Raw genomic sequence first — 12,705 nt, forward strand, 5'->3', positions numbered from 1 at the left:
AAACACTGGCGTGGCGACAACTTGGAAAAGCTTAGACATCAAATGCCTCATCCAAAGACAGTTCACCCTTTTGATTCAAACTCCGCTCAGAAAGGTTAATCAGCTTAAGCAAAGCAATGGTTTCTCGCTGCTCATAGTAGGCCTTCGAGTCTTGTACAACATACACTTCTTTTCCGTTCTGAGTGATGTGCAAAGGATCATCTAAAGAGAGATTATTGGCGTTTGCTTTCAGGTATGACAGGGTTTGAATATTCATAAAGCTTCCACTAGCCTGCTTGAAAAGTTGTAGTGCTCTCGGTATTTGCAACAACCTGCAAACCAAACAGTATTCCTATTTGGTGTTCTTCATGGAAAGTACCCTCTTGCCCAATTCGGTTAGGCGATATTTTTGCAAACGGCTTTTTGGTTTATCAGGAATAGTCATTTCAATTAAGCCCAGTTGAATGGCGGCTTGCTGATAATATTCTCTAAAGTGTTTTTCATCTTTTAAACCCAACATGACCATCAATTCAGACCGACCCATTTCACCTTGGAGTACATTTAAAAGACGAGTGACTTCGGGGGTGACTTCGGGGGTGACTTCGGGGGTGACTTCGGGGGTGACTTCGGGGGTGACTTGCGGGGTAGTTGTTGCAACTTCAGTAAATCCCTCATGGATAGGCAGACGAATCAAGAAATAAGTCCGATCTTCATCTGTTTCAAACACTGGCGTGGGTGAGGCATTCGCCTTCATCACACGTAATATTTTAGGCACACCAGTAGAACGCCCCTCGGTCAAATCTAGCTCTTTTAGAAACTCACCAATTCGGCGGTTACGATAACGTCGACTCACAGCATTACCCGCCTGTAAATCAGCCAATCGAATGGATCGATCTGGGCCAGGGAAACTCAAAACAACCAGTTCTTTAGCATCGATACGAATTTCAATCGGCTCTCGTATTTCATAAGAGCGATGGTACACAGCATTCACCACCGCTTCTTCGATAGCCGCTAACGGATAATTCCAAAACCGCTCAGCTTCTGGTCGGTCTGGATGTTTAACAACGGCTTCTTTAAGATAGTTTCGGCCAATATAATCCAAAGCATCTCTGGTAATACGCCCAAGAGGGCCTTTGAATATTTTCTCTTCAAAGCGATCTCCACCAGCGCCATCAGGGAAATACACAACATCAATTTGAGTAGCAGGAAAAAACTGATCAGGCTGCTCATTAAAAAACAATAACCCTACATTTTTAGGAAAAGCCATTTCAGCAGGCCCACCAACCACATTCATTCTTCGACCTAACGATTCAATATCTAATTCACGGGCCTCGTTAGCTAACTCACTGTTAATGTCGTGCAAAAAATCGCGAATCAGATAAGGAGAGAGATCATTGAGTGTAGCCGTTTGTCTATAACGGTCATCAAAGGGAACCTTTGCCGCTAAGCTCAATAACTCTCGCTCATCTTCTCCAGAAGCTTTAATCGTACTAGTATGCTTTCGTAGATAATAAGCCCAGTCACTTTTCTTTCCACTTAAGCTAGTTTTAGCTTTATAAGGTCGTGATTCTCCACCCGGCGCCCATAGCACCAAAATGGTTTTTCCTTGGATCTCGTAAGTCGCCGTTAACGGATGGAAATGTGGTGCTATGGAGGAGTGACCAAGGTTCAACAATTCTTTTTGAATGGCATCAATGTGTGCAGGCTCTAAACCAACAGGAGGCAGCTTGGGTTGGCCATTCTCTTCAGCGACACCAATGACCACATAACCGCCGCCTAAGTTATGAAAATCGTTCGCGAAAGCGCATAAGGTATGCAAAACCACTTCAGGATTCCAACCTTCCTTGTACTCAATACGCTCACTCTCAACAGTACGTCGTCGAAGTAGATCGTCAATATTAATGGGAAGTTTAGGTGTCATGTTTTATCTACCTCTCGATTATTTGCCTTCAACCTCTCTGGGAATAACAAATTAAATGGCACCGGATAACGATAATGTCGGCAAGCCATCAAAACTAATGGCAAGTACCCTTGCTTCACAGCTGAAAGCTCCCAGAAAAAATTGGAATATTGGCTCTCTTCCTCAACATGCTCTAAAGCTGCTTTGCCATTTATGGGGAAATCAGTTGTTGCCACTCCGTGCTGATCTGTTCCTGAAAAAACATGCTCTTCAGAAGCTTCATTTGGATACCAATATTGAAGTGTACAATGCTTCAAATGCTCTGAGCTGAAGCCCTCTAGCTGCTTCGCTGCTTCCTCTCTGCCATACAACTCACAAAGTATCGTTAAAGTCGGATAGAGAATGCTCGCTTTTGTCACTGACTCTTTATAAGAAGAATCCGTTTTATCTTTATTTCGATGCTCTAGTAGTTGCTCATAAGAATGTAAGTTTGTGGGATACATACCATTTGTAATAAAAGAAAAAGTCACTCTATCAACCACTGCATCCAACCAACTTTCCGCAAACCCATCATCATTATTATCTTGATACAGAAGATGAAGTGCCATTGCTAACTCGATAGCATGCTCATCTTTGTAAGGTGAAAGCAGCAAAGGATTATTAATCACTAATTGATTTATCGCTCCTTTAACTTTTCGAAGCTGCTTTTTTATCGCCTTTTGTTCTTCACTCTCATATTTTTTCGATACGTCTTTTTTATACAGTTCAGATAGTTCAAATAGTAGCCACTGACCTTTGATGGTTAAACGTCCTAAAATATCGAATAATTTAAGATTGATACTGATAGAGCATGGCGCTGAAACCAACTGAGAAATAGCATGCTTTTTATCAACAAAAGGAAAGATACTTTTTTCTAAATAAGCATCAGAAATCGTATGGTAAGTTTTTAAAAAATTCTCAAAAGCACTTTTCACCGTTGTCTTTCGGGGGAATTTTTTGGCTGAATCCCACGCTAATAAAAGCGAATACTCAGCTGATATGTAGGCTGCCTCAAGGTTTTCTTCATCTCTACACCACGAAAAAAAAATCCAAAGCACTAAATTTAACTGTATTAAACTCTTAACTATTTTTTTATCTGTATCATTTTCGAGAATTAACCGGACTAATTCACAAAAATGACGACTTGATACAATAGGTTCTTCAATTAACGCCAATGATTTCCTCATTAGCGAAGACTGTCTATCCCAAGGCAATAAACTCCCTGACAGTAGATACTCAGAAACAAATGAAGCTAAAACATCCCCATTCCATATTTCATACGCAATACACTTTGTTGTATTTGACTTAGTATAAGAAACTACCCTATCAACCATTGACGATGGCATATCGCCACCAAAACAAATGCCAATAACAATAGGTTTATCTTTGTGTTGCTCTGGAATCCTATTTTCAATAAAAACATCTTTAATATCATTTAAAGATGGTCTTAGAGCTTGGTCGCCAGAATCCCAATGCGCTCTTGTTAAATCCCCTGACTTTACTGAGAACAAATAGACCTTTTCTTCCTTTCCTTTAAAAGAACCAACAGCTGCAATATCAACCCCATACTCAGGAACACCTCGCGTTGGAGATATAATTACATTTAGCCCCATTTGGCTAAGCAGATCAGGAAGGATAGCATCCAACTCTTCTCTTTCACGCAAAGATGCTAAATACTCCTTAAGAATCAGTTTCATTTTTTAGCCTCTTGGTACGAAAAACCCTAAGCATGATATCTAATCCTTCAGGATCAATAACACTAAGCTTGGGAAGTTCAGAAGAATGAGAAAAAGAATGCATTGTATTGATAGATCGCTTAGTTTCACTTCCCATATGGATATGACTCATTACATCATGACCATAAAGAATAGTCTGAGTCCCAATAAACTCCATTATTGAGCCTTTTTTAGACTTATCGATACTTTGAGACATTTTTGTATTAAAATTTTTCCAATAAAGGTCAATTTCTCTTTGCGGCGCTCTCAACTCCTTTACTTCAGAAGCATCTTTAATATCAGAACAATAGCCGTCTAAGTCTGAGAGAAGTTTATTTATGACTATCTGAATATCATCATCAAAACTCTCTAATTTTTCTACAAGGTAATCTTTTCCTTTTCCCATATAGCTAAGAAGTATTGGGTCATAAATTAACGTCCCTATTTTTGACTTTATATCTGGTGTTCCATGAGGAATTATTGAAAGTAAGTAGCTGATAGTCGAAATAGGGTGAAGATAAAAATAACCTACAGTTTTCTGAGCTAATAACATAAGCTCATTATCAGAGAGTGGTATAAATGACTTATCAATAGATAATTCACTGCCATTTAAGCCAGTATCTAAAACAATATCATGTAATGCTTTACAAAGTTGGACCTCTCCAATTAAAAACCATTTTGTCGTTATTCGGTTTAGAAAGGCCGAGCTTTGCTCATTTACAAGCTCATGAGTTAAAAACTGAAAATCGTCAATTCGAAGCTCTTCGTTTTTTAATAGTAAGGCTTCAAGTAATTCTTCTGCCATAGAAAAGTGATTCGCTTTTATTGCATCACTTATAAAGTAGGAAAGATTATTTAATATGCCACCGTGATTAGGTGAGGTTTGCTTTAGATAGGATAGCAATAATTGAACAGTGTCATCAGGAACGTCTTTCCTGCCATGAGCTAGCAAGTAGGAGGCCTCATACAAGAGTTCAACCTCTAACGCTTCAAGGCACTTGTCTAACAATAGATCAACGTGAGGCCAGAGAGATGGCGTTTGCTTTGCCAAAAAACCTGCAGCTCGAAAAATTCCTGACTTTGCTTTTGCCTCTGTCTCGTTAGTAAACGCTTTTTCTAATAACTCCAAACGTATTTTTGGTATCTCACCATCAGTTAGAGATACAAGCCCCGTTGCCAAATACGCTTGCCACCTTATGTCTGTACTGTGATGTTGAGCTAATACTGAAAGCTGATCCATTACCCACGTAGAATCAAACTCTTCCGCAGCCATTATAGTGTTTGATACCAACATATGGCACTGTTCTGATAGCTCTAAAAGATGGGGTAATGCAACTTTTGATCGATCTATATTTTGTTTACAAAATAGGAAAAAGGCTTGCTCAAAATCAGCATCAGGAATATTTTCTCTTTTAAGGCGGAGAAAGACGCTCACTACATCGGTGACAGAACAGTTTAATCTAGGAAGAGCCGAACAATAAATGAATATCAGACTATAAAAGTCTTGCCTATCCTCAGACCTCTTCAGCTCAAGAAACTGTGCATTTAAGTCCAAAATCGACTCATTATGCAGATTAACCAAAGCCTCAATTATGACGCTTTCTGCCACATGAATTGCTTTGAACTCAAACTCATCAAGTGTTTTGAAAAAACAATCTTTTTCAATCCCATCTATCAAAGCACTTCTTACTTCCGATTGTTCCATAAACAAATCCCTTATAAACAGGAGCGCATTCAACATTCCGTAGATAATGACATCGACATAACACGTTACCAAGCTGAAAAGCTCATGTCGAAATTATTCAACTTTTTCGACATGAAAGAACCAAATTCTTATGACATGTCTATTTTTCATGCTTTTTATACATAACCTAAAATCAGCCCAATAAACCTTTATTGTCTTGCCAGCAGGCATCCAGTTGTTTCTCTATCAGACGCACAGTATCGGCTTTCACACCTAGTGATAAAGCGGTATCACGAAAACCCGAGAGAAATTCTACAATTTCTTGTATTGCTTGTTGGGCTTGGTGCCAGTTCGCGAAGCTGGCGGTGGTGGCAAGTTTTTGAATGGCTTTTAACGGTGGTTTCTTTCCATAACCCATAAATGACGTAGCTTGTTCTCCAAACGGATGTGGGCTGAAGGTAACGTCATAGAAAGGCGCCGGCTGCCAATTGCCAGCGTCATCTTGTAAGAAGGCCCAGTTTTTACTGTGGTCGTCTTGGTTACAGGCAAACAGGTTAAACATGGCTCGACGAAATTGCATTTGGCCGATCATAGGCGACTTACAAAGATGTCGGCTCAGTTTGATTAAGTCTTCATAGTCTAAACTTGGTACTCGAAAGTCGGCGTCTAATAAGCCACAAGCGCTGTGCATATGTAAACGCCCCAAAGTCCCTTGTTTGTTTAGTACTCTGTCGAAGCGTTTTAAAGCTAGCCAATGGCTCGCACCGGATTTCGCAGGCGCTTCTATTAGTTTCCATTCCTGCGATTGAAGTCCTGCTTTTGCTGCTAATGAAAGATAAACGGCTTCACATAAGCCTTCTTCATGACCCAGTGCTAGGTTTTTTGAGGTGAACTTAACGAGCCAAGCTTCGTCATTTTTTTTAGCTTGAGTCCGCCAATGAGCCGGGTTATTTGAATCAAGATACACTTGGGCTTTTGGTCTTGCGCCACCTGAGCTACCAGCAGAGACTAAAGCCATCAACACATCTTCTGCTTGTCCATCAAACACACTCTGTGCTTCCAAGCCTAGCGTATGAATATCTATATCAGCGTCGTCATACTGTTTGAAATTCGATTCAGGGCTGAATGAAAGCGCGCCCATCGCAGAATCGCCGACAAACGCTAGCCGATCCATTGCGGTAATTTGCGCAGGTAAAATATCATTCTGACGAAATATTCTGTCTTGTAACAACAACCCCCAACCATCAGGTAAGCTATCGCCAAATACTCCATGAATTCCATGATGAGGTGCTTTTGGTGCCCGTTGTAAGTCCGTATTAGGCTTAAGAGTAATCGGAGATAAGTTACCAAATTGCTGAAGATAATCAGCCTTGTACTGAAAAAAAACGCCTTGTTGATTTTGAGCTAACATACCAACATCCATAATTTCTCCAGTTGAGAGTGTGCGCTGAACAAGCAGTTTTTGGATCGGTTTAAAAGCCATCTTTTAACACCTCTTCAATAGACGTTGGCATACTAGATTGATTATTTGCTGTATTTTGAGTCAAGGCAAAGAGCCGCGATAGATCATCTAGACTTTGCCAGAGTAACAGTAGCTGACGAAAGGAAATCTGCCCTGTCAGTTCGAACTTTTTGATGGTTGGAGCGGGGACGCCACTGCGAGCGGCTAACGCATCGCGAGACAGTTTTTCTTGTTCTCGCAATCGACGAAGATGAGCTGCAAAAGCTTGCTGTACATCGCTATCATCAAGCAATAGGAAATGACTCATAGAAACACCTCTTCGCATAAAAATAGACACCATGGTATCTAATTTAGACTAAAATAGAAATTTTTGGATATTATTATATCTATTTTATAAACATCACTCCCTCCCCCATCTCTCAATCCGATATTGTCTTGGAGATTTGCCCAATGCTTTTTTAAAGAAGGTGATAAAAGCGCTGACGGAGTCGTAGCCGAGTTCTTCGGATATGGTTTGGATGGGCTGGTTGATGGCGAGTTTTTGCAAGGCCAAGACTATGTGCAGCTGACTGCGCCATTGACCAAAGGTAAGTTGTACGTGGCGTTTGATCATACGGGCTAAAGTGCGTTCGCTCATGGCGAAGTCGCTGGCCCATTCACCTAAGGTACGTTTTTCATTGGGCCTGGCGATGAGTTCCAATGCCAAACGATTCAGGGTGGGTTCGTCTGGGATGGGGAAATCAAACTCTTCTCGCTCTAGTTGAATAAGTTGGTCGAGCAAGACATCGACGAGTCGATCGGTTGCCGGATCGGTTTTTTCGTAATCTTGCTGCGTATGCAGGTGCAGTATCAACTCGCGGACAAAAGGCGTGATCGTCAAGGTGCAAGTGATCTCTGGCAAAGCTAAATTGGTGCTGTCGACGAAGAGCATACAAACATCAGCATTCGGCGAAATCTGATTACGATGCATGACATTGCTGGGAATCCAAACTGCGCAACGTGGTGGCACAAGCCACATTTTGTCATCGATAAAACTGGTCACTACGCCAGTTAAAGGCAAGACAAGCTGGCCTTTTTGATGATGATGCCAAGGCGTTTCTTCACTGTGCGGTACCGATTGGGAACGCAATACCAAAACTCGATGCGGATAGTGATCAGCAAAGCAAAGGTCGGTAAGGGATTCAAAAATGGTTTTGTCTGTATTTCGCAATTTATTGTCCAAGTCTCTAAATTCAGCAAGCAGAGTAACTTATATAATAGCGAATCGACAATCTCTCACGACATCACTCTTTTTCTGAATGGACACCATGAAACGATTACATAAACTAGCGCAACACGATGCGGCATTTTTACTCTTGTTTATATTTTTGGTGGCGCTGAGTTTACGCGGCCCAGTGACGGGTCTTCCGCCATTATTAGATAGAATCAGTACAGACCTGCATTTAAGCAGCTCCCAATCAGGTTTGCTCACCAGTTTACCCTTGTTGGCGTTTGGCTTTTTTGCGCCTGTGGCGTCTTGGCTAACACGACATTTTCGCATTGAGCGTATTTTGGCTTCGGGCGTAGGCTTGATTGCCATTGGTATGATCATCCGTACTTTTGGTTCGATCAGTACCCTGTATATCGGGGCGATTTTTATTGGCGCGGGGATCGCCATCGGTAATGTATTATTACCGAGTTTGCTGAAGCGGGAATTCCCTAATTACGTTGTCCAGCTTACGGCGATTTATGTGCTGATGATGAGCATAGGCGGCTTTTTAATGTCGAGCCTTGCGGTGCCATTGAGCCTGTATGCGGAACAGCCCTCTTTTAACTTGCCGATGAGTGGTTGGTCGTTTGCTCTGGCTTGCCAAAGTGTGTTGATTTTGTTGCCTTTAGTAGTCTGGTTTAGCTGCAAAATAACTCAGCATCAACCGCCGCAAACCGGCAATGTCGAGATACCTACATCCGTTTGGCGTTCCATCACCGCTTGGCAAGTGGCGGGATTTTTGGCGGTCAATTCGCTGGTGAATTACGTAGTGGTGGCTTGGGTGCCTGCTATCTTGATGAACAACGGCTACACGGATTCCACGGCGGGCTTGTACCAAGGCTATTTGCAATTGGCCGGTGCGATTCCCTCACTAATTTTAGCACCCTTTATTAATCGCTTAGGCAGCCATCGACGACTCTGTTTATTCGCCACAAGCTTGACAACATTAAGCTTGGCTGGCTTTTTATTCATACCAAGTTGGTCTGGTGTTTGGTCAGTGTCTTTTGGGTTTGGTGTCAGCATGGGGTTTATCTTAGGCTTGTCTTTTGTCAGCTTACGAACCAACAGCCCAAAACAGGCAGCCGCGTTGTCAGGAATGGCGCAGTTAATCGGTTACACGCTCGCTGCGATTGGGCCTGTGTTGATTGGTGCGCTTTACGACTGGCAGCAATCATGGACGGCATCACTCTATGTCATGTTGAGTATTGGCGTAATTTGGATGGGATTAGGCTGGATGGCAAGCCCAAAACCAGACCGTTCCTAGCTCAAGGCGAAGTATAAGCTTGAGTCGTTCGGCTCAAGCGCCATAGGCCTAAACCACGAGCGGCAAATATTCCGCTGCATAAGCCATAAAGCAGAGATAATCCACCAACAACAAATGACAGAGTGAGAAAAGGACTCTGCATGCCTTCCATCACGCCAACCGTGTATTTAATAGTAAAAATACCCAAAATCAGAAACAGAGGTCGCCAGCTACCTTGAATAAAAAAGCATTGTATCGACTCATCAAAACGAGCCTGCTGGGGTGGGAAAATCAATACTCCAATCAATAACGTCGCCACAAAGCTAATGCCCCAAAACAACAAGGAATCAAAACTGCCACCAAAGCTTGATATCACTCCATGCAATGAAAATACGATCATCACGATAGGCAGAATAAAGGCTTTGTTTTTCGATACTTGACGGTCTCGGCTTTGTGTCACACCCAAATATATAAGCAAGATTAACAACAACCAAACCCACACTGGAGTATGAGTAAAAATAGCTAACATCTTAGACTCCTATAGAAAAACCTTATTTAAGAGGTAAATAAACATCGGTAATCAATTCATACTCAGCCACTTCTGGGAAATGGTTGTGATATTGAAAAAAACATGGCGCATCTCTCGGCTCTTCTCCACTCTCGGGTAACCATTCCCCATAAAGGAAGTACAAACAGCGACTGATACTGTCATAAGGACCAAAGTGGCGAACAACGGCGTAGCGACCACCAGCTAAGGTACTATTAATGACGCCGTACTCATTGTCATCCACTTCCTTCATCACTTCCGCTGCTAGGTCACAACGAAAGTCTTCTGCGACCACCACAGCTGGGTCTTCATAGATAATATTGAAGGTTCGACTTTTCGTTATGGGTGATAAGCCCGATGATTTGCGCCATTCTCTAAATATTGCGACCGATTCCATAATTCGACTAGGTGCCCCTCGGTGTTTTAACAAGGCAATTTTGGTGGTATCGAAATCGACAATATTCACCGTCATGCTGGGGGAAAGCTGTTTATCTGGTTTGTAGAAGTTCAAACCTAATTTTTCTAAATTGGGATGTCGACGAAAATCACTTGGGGATTGTGAATAGGCTTTTTTGAAAGCTCTGGAAAAGGACTCTGGATGATCAAATTTCGCACTCATGGCAATATCAATGATGCGCTTTTTTTCCATAAACACTAACTCATAGGATGCTCTTTTTAAACGTAGCTGCTGGACGAACTTAAACACCCCTACCCCCATAAAATGGGTGAACTGCCGATGAAAATGGTATTTAGAAAAACAGGCAACATCACATAACGCTTCGACGGTAAGATCATCGTCTAAATGCTTATATATGTAATCACATACTGCTAGCATGCGTTTTTCATAATGCTTTATTGATGTCACGCTCTTTGCTCATTCCGCCAATTCATTAAGTGTCGACAGAATAACCTGTTTCCAACAAACGATGCATGACAGAAGTTGCTAAAATTCGTCTGCTCGCTTACTTATCATCTTCATGTTGTTTTAGGGGAATTGTTAGAGTATATGTCGTTCCAACACCTAGCTCAGACACAACAGCTATACGTCCATTCATTAATTTATTAATCCACTGGTTCACTAGATGTAACCCTAATCCCGTATGTTGCTTAGTTCTACCTGTAGTAAAAAAGGGGTCAAATATATGCATTTTAATTTCTGGAGAAAGACCTCTGCCATTGTCACTAATAACAAGAATGAGGTTTTCTTGTTCTTTTTTAGCGATAAGGGTAATAACGCCTTTATCCAATCGCTGGAAAGCATGGTCTAGCGCATTGTCGATAAGGTTCTGAATGACCTGAGACATTGCTCCAGGATAACCCAGCATATCAATGTCATCTGGACATTCAACGTCAATACAAATACTAGGACGTTTTTTTAATATAGGTTTATAGGTAAATAAGATGTCATTGACGACATTATGAAAGAAAAAGGCCTGAACCTCCTGAGCGGTCCTATCAGACACAATACGCTTAAAACTAGAAACTACATCTAAAGCACGAACCAGATTTTTTTCCGCTATTTGCAAAGAGCTATCCATTTTTTCAAGCCCTTCGGAAGGCCGTTGCTTGGCTTCTTTATCCAACCAAACCTTACATGAAGATAGAGCCATTCTGACACCACCAAGCGGTGTATGCATTTCATGAGCTAAACCAGCCACCATAAGTCCTAGAGAAGATAATTTGCTGGTTTCTACTAACTCATCCTGAAGATCCACCAAGCGCTTATTCGTTAGATTCAGTTTACGGTTAACCTGCTCTGCTTGTGCTTTTTCTTGCTGAACTAGTTTAAGTAATCGATAGGTCTCAAATTGAGCTGTAATTTGCCGCCAAACTAACCACGCAATCACAGAGAAACTAATAACAGCAATACCAGCAATGGAAAAGATCAACTTGGTCCGCCATGACGCAAAAGCATCCGAATTTGAGCGCGCCACAAAATACAGAGATGGTGTTTGTGAATTCTGGATATCCGTTTCTTCATCTATATGCAGCTTCAAGAGGCTCCATAAACGACTACCATCAAAGACTCGTTCTAATCCATCCGCCACATCCATTTGTCGCCAAATAGCAGGGAAATGCGTTTTGATATTAAAATTCAAGTCATCAGAATGTAGAATCCCGCCCCATTCAAGATTTCTGTCCGCTGCTAATACCCAATCTCCATTAGTGTCTAATATTTCTAAATACACGCCGTCACTACTAAAAGTACGTACTAGTTCAAACAGTTTGCTCAAATCGTAATTCACTACCAAAAACCCAGGCATCTCACCATCAACTCTGACGACACCACGCACTGTTGGCTGAAAAGGACGGACAATTTCTTTATTTTCTATGTTCAAATCTAAAGAGGAGATGTATACATCATTGCTGTTAGTAGGTGCATTTTGTACATAATGCCTATCCGATTTGTTTTGCAGTTGTTCCTCTGGTACACGAGTAATGACACCAGCCTGAGAATTGATTCGAATGTGCTCTTGGCCATCTGGCATAATCCAGCGAACTTGGGAAATAAGGCTAGATGTTCGAGCAAATTGATTGAATTCATCCACCACCTGAGCCTCCCAATCAGCGGGAATTGATTTTTCGTTCTGTGGTAATGACAAGCCTTGAACCGGGGCTGAGTTTTTAGAAGCGGCATTCTGAGAAGATAGGCGAGCATTAATGCTGTTGCGTAGCAGCAAAGTAACTCGCTTAATATGCCCCATTTCACGGCTAAAAACACTGGCACTACGAGACAATACTTCTGATTCATTCCATGCTAACTGGCTAATTTTATTGTCTAAAAAAAATCGATAACTGCCCCAACTAAGCAAAACTATAAATACAAAAATACCCGACAAATAAATGCAAAGTAATGATTTTTGTGACATCCGTTTACCAAAAGCCA

Annotated in this window: 11 protein-coding genes; 1 reads left to right on the plus strand and 10 read right to left on the minus strand. The window is 41.6% G+C overall.

Features of this window, described 5'->3' with window-relative positions; translation table 11 throughout:
* Positions 1-31 precede the first annotated feature (31 nt).
* The 7 genes from B6N13_RS06975 to B6N13_RS07005 all read right to left on the minus strand — a co-directional run bounded on the left by B6N13_RS06975 (position 32) and on the right by B6N13_RS07005 (position 7,989).
* A complete protein-coding gene (locus B6N13_RS06975) occupies positions 32-256 on the minus strand; it encodes a type II toxin-antitoxin system Phd/YefM family antitoxin (protein ID WP_169458944.1) in 225 nt (74 codons plus the stop codon).
* A gap of 75 nt (positions 257-331) precedes the next feature.
* Positions 332-1,900 carry a Fic family protein gene (locus tag B6N13_RS06980; protein ID WP_169458945.1) on the minus strand — a complete coding sequence of 523 codons (1,569 nt, stop codon included), beginning with the start codon at positions 1,898-1,900 and terminating at the stop codon, positions 332-334.
* The gene (locus B6N13_RS06985) at positions 1,897-3,615 is read right to left on the minus strand and encodes a hypothetical protein (protein WP_169458946.1); all 1,719 of its coding nucleotides are present in this window, start codon (positions 3,613-3,615) and stop codon (positions 1,897-1,899) included. The genes B6N13_RS06980 and B6N13_RS06985 overlap by 4 nt, the downstream gene beginning before the upstream one ends.
* On the minus strand, positions 3,599-5,338 hold the full coding sequence (locus B6N13_RS06990; RefSeq protein ID WP_169458947.1) for a hypothetical protein: 1,740 nt from the start codon (positions 5,336-5,338) through the stop codon (positions 3,599-3,601). Before B6N13_RS06990 ends, B6N13_RS06985 begins: the two co-directional genes overlap by 17 nt.
* A 172-nt stretch (positions 5,339-5,510) precedes the next feature.
* A complete protein-coding gene (locus B6N13_RS06995; protein WP_169458948.1) occupies positions 5,511-6,800 on the minus strand; it encodes a type II toxin-antitoxin system HipA family toxin in 1,290 nt (429 codons plus the stop codon).
* Positions 6,790-7,086: a helix-turn-helix transcriptional regulator gene (locus B6N13_RS07000; RefSeq protein WP_012072037.1), complete on the minus strand. Its 297-nt coding sequence runs from the start codon at positions 7,084-7,086 to the stop codon at positions 6,790-6,792. Before B6N13_RS07000 ends, B6N13_RS06995 begins: the two co-directional genes overlap by 11 nt.
* 93 nt (positions 7,087-7,179) lie before the next feature.
* Positions 7,180-7,989, minus strand: coding sequence for a helix-turn-helix transcriptional regulator (locus tag B6N13_RS07005; RefSeq protein WP_248280257.1), 810 nt, complete (start codon positions 7,987-7,989; stop codon positions 7,180-7,182).
* A 97-nt stretch (positions 7,990-8,086) separates the two neighbouring features.
* Between B6N13_RS07005 and B6N13_RS07010 the strand changes: the two genes are divergently transcribed.
* On the plus strand, positions 8,087-9,292 hold the full coding sequence (locus tag B6N13_RS07010) for an MFS transporter (protein ID WP_248280258.1): 1,206 nt from the start codon (positions 8,087-8,089) through the stop codon (positions 9,290-9,292).
* 1 nt (position 9,293) lies between these two features.
* Here the strand turns inward: B6N13_RS07010 and B6N13_RS07015 are convergent, their stop codons facing one another.
* From B6N13_RS07015 to B6N13_RS07025, 3 genes are all read right to left on the minus strand, one after another.
* Positions 9,294-9,800 (minus strand): DUF6622 family protein, encoded by a 507-nt coding sequence (locus B6N13_RS07015; protein ID WP_169458950.1) that lies wholly within the window; start codon positions 9,798-9,800, stop codon positions 9,294-9,296.
* A gap of 22 nt (positions 9,801-9,822) precedes the next feature.
* On the minus strand, positions 9,823-10,683 hold the full coding sequence (locus tag B6N13_RS07020; RefSeq protein WP_348981525.1) for an AraC family transcriptional regulator: 861 nt from the start codon (positions 10,681-10,683) through the stop codon (positions 9,823-9,825).
* A 97-nt stretch (positions 10,684-10,780) separates the two neighbouring features.
* Positions 10,781-12,688, minus strand: coding sequence for a HAMP domain-containing sensor histidine kinase (locus B6N13_RS07025; RefSeq protein WP_248280259.1), 1,908 nt, complete (start codon positions 12,686-12,688; stop codon positions 10,781-10,783).
* Between the last annotated feature and the right edge of the window lie 17 nt (positions 12,689-12,705).

It is taken from the genome of Marinomonas sp. UCMA 3892 (assembly GCF_012726345.1).
Classification (GTDB): Bacteria; Pseudomonadota; Gammaproteobacteria; order Pseudomonadales; family Marinomonadaceae; genus Marinomonas.

What these genes read in the sequence shown, in the direction of transcription:
- B6N13_RS06990 (WP_169458947.1), bottom strand. Translation starts at nt 5,338, where the DNA reads ATGGAACAATCGGAAGTAAGAAGTGCTTTGATAGATGGGATTGAAAAA.
- B6N13_RS07025 (WP_248280259.1), bottom strand. Translation starts at nt 12,688, where the DNA reads ATGTCACAAAAATCATTACTTTGCATTTATTTGTCGGGTATTTTTGTA.
- B6N13_RS06985 (WP_169458946.1), bottom strand. Translation starts at nt 3,615, where the DNA reads ATGAAACTGATTCTTAAGGAGTATTTAGCATCTTTGCGTGAAAGAGAA.
- B6N13_RS07015 (WP_169458950.1), bottom strand. Translation starts at nt 9,800, where the DNA reads ATGTTAGCTATTTTTACTCATACTCCAGTGTGGGTTTGGTTGTTGTTA.
- B6N13_RS07000 (WP_012072037.1), bottom strand. Translation starts at nt 7,086, where the DNA reads ATGAGTCATTTCCTATTGCTTGATGATAGCGATGTACAGCAAGCTTTT.
- B6N13_RS06975 (WP_169458944.1), bottom strand. Translation starts at nt 256, where the DNA reads ATGAATATTCAAACCCTGTCATACCTGAAAGCAAACGCCAATAATCTC.
- B6N13_RS07010 (WP_248280258.1), top strand. Translation starts at nt 8,087, where the DNA reads ATGAAACGATTACATAAACTAGCGCAACACGATGCGGCATTTTTACTC.
- B6N13_RS06995 (WP_169458948.1), bottom strand. Translation starts at nt 6,800, where the DNA reads ATGGCTTTTAAACCGATCCAAAAACTGCTTGTTCAGCGCACACTCTCA.
- B6N13_RS06980 (WP_169458945.1), bottom strand. Translation starts at nt 1,900, where the DNA reads ATGACACCTAAACTTCCCATTAATATTGACGATCTACTTCGACGACGT.